This window comes from Nonomuraea sp. NPDC050404, assembly GCF_040655495.1.
In the GTDB taxonomy this organism is placed as follows: domain Bacteria; phylum Actinomycetota; class Actinomycetes; order Streptosporangiales; family Streptosporangiaceae; genus Nonomuraea.
On record NZ_JBFAKB010000102.1, the window covers coordinates 1 to 1,411 of the forward strand.

Consider the following 1,411-nt stretch of genomic DNA (forward strand, 5'->3'; position numbering starts at 1 on the left):
TCGACCTCCGATGAGTGCCGCTCTGGCCGGGAGCCGGTGGATCAGGGCCGACCTGCGGAAACCTACGGCTGGTGCGATGCTAGGACATGTCTTATCCAATTTGTTCATAGAAAATATACGACTGACTCAAGCAGGAATATACGCGAAAAGCCCAGTTAAGTGTGAGTATTTACGTGAAATTGCACAAAAGGAAGTTGAATATTTCTTTAAAATTTCGGATTTACTTCTTGATGAAAATGAGATTGTACCAAGTACAACTGAAGAATTTTTAAAGTATCACAAGTTCATTACCGAGGATCCAAAAGCCAAATATTGGACTGATGAAGATCTGCTTGAAAGCTTCATTGTGGATTTCCAAGCACAAAATATGTTCATTACGCGAGCAATCAAGCTAGCAAACAAAGAAGAAAAATTTGCTTTGGCGGCTGGTGTAGTCGAACTTTACGGCTACAATCTTCAAGTTATTCGCAACTTGGCAGGTGACTTGGGTAAAAGCGTTGCTGATTTTCATGACGAAGATGAAGATAATGATAATTAGTTTTTACGAAACTGTAGGCTTTAGTTGAATGAGGCTTGCAGTTTGATAATTTTAGCGCGATAATAAGATAAGGAGAATCCCCAAAATGAGTAAGTATAAACATCATTTTAGTCATCATGAACACCACTGTGTACAGCTCGTGCCACTATTTGGTTTACTTTCAGAAAGTGAATTAGTGCAAGTTGAGCAGGTTGTTAATCATAAAATTTTTGAAAAAGGTGAAACAGTCATCAGCCCCTTTGCAGTGCCTCAACTTGCAATTGTGGCGCATGGTACCTTGAAAATATACCAGCTTTCTAGTGCTGGTAAAGAGCAGTTACTACGTGTGATTGAACCTGGTGGATACGCAGGTGAAGACGCCTTGTTTGGAGTAATGAATGATAATCTCTATGGTGAAACATTGGAAGAAACGCAAATTTGCTTTTTGCGACAACAAGATTTCAAAAATTTGTTGTTAAAATATCCCGAGCTCAGTTTGAAATTGCTTGAAACCACCGTGAGAAGAGCTGCGGAAATGCAATATCAAGCACAATTTCTCATGATGGAAGATGTTGAAAGTCGAATCGCTAATTATCTTTTGCAACTCGTCAAAGTAGTAGATTCAAATTCTGTTATGATTCCAATGAAAATGAAAGATCTTGCAACGTTCATCGGAACAACTCCCGAAACTATTTCTCGTAAGTTCAAAATACTCGAAGAAAAAGGATTCATTGAGCGCCGAGGAAAGATAATCAAAATACTAGATATTGATAGCCTTGAAGATGATTACGCTTAAAATGGTCTAAAGAGCCAATAGATTCTGATCCTACACAAGATCCAGACCTAATGCCAGATTGGACCAATGTCAAATATTTACACACAAAATGAAAGGGT

At 38.6% G+C, this 1,411-nt stretch carries 2 protein-coding genes; both read left to right on the top strand.

Going from position 1 to position 1,411, the window contains the following annotated elements; genetic code table 11:
• Nucleotides 1–538, top strand: a 538-nt coding sequence (locus AB0I81_RS64050; RefSeq protein ID WP_360680726.1) for a hypothetical protein, incomplete at its 5' end; no start/stop codon positions are given.
• 85 nt (nucleotides 539–623) lie between these two features.
• Entirely contained in the window at nucleotides 624–1,313 is a 690-nt protein-coding gene (locus AB0I81_RS64055; protein ID WP_011834689.1) for a Crp/Fnr family transcriptional regulator, read from the top strand.
• Nucleotides 1,314–1,411: the final 98 nt, after the last annotated feature.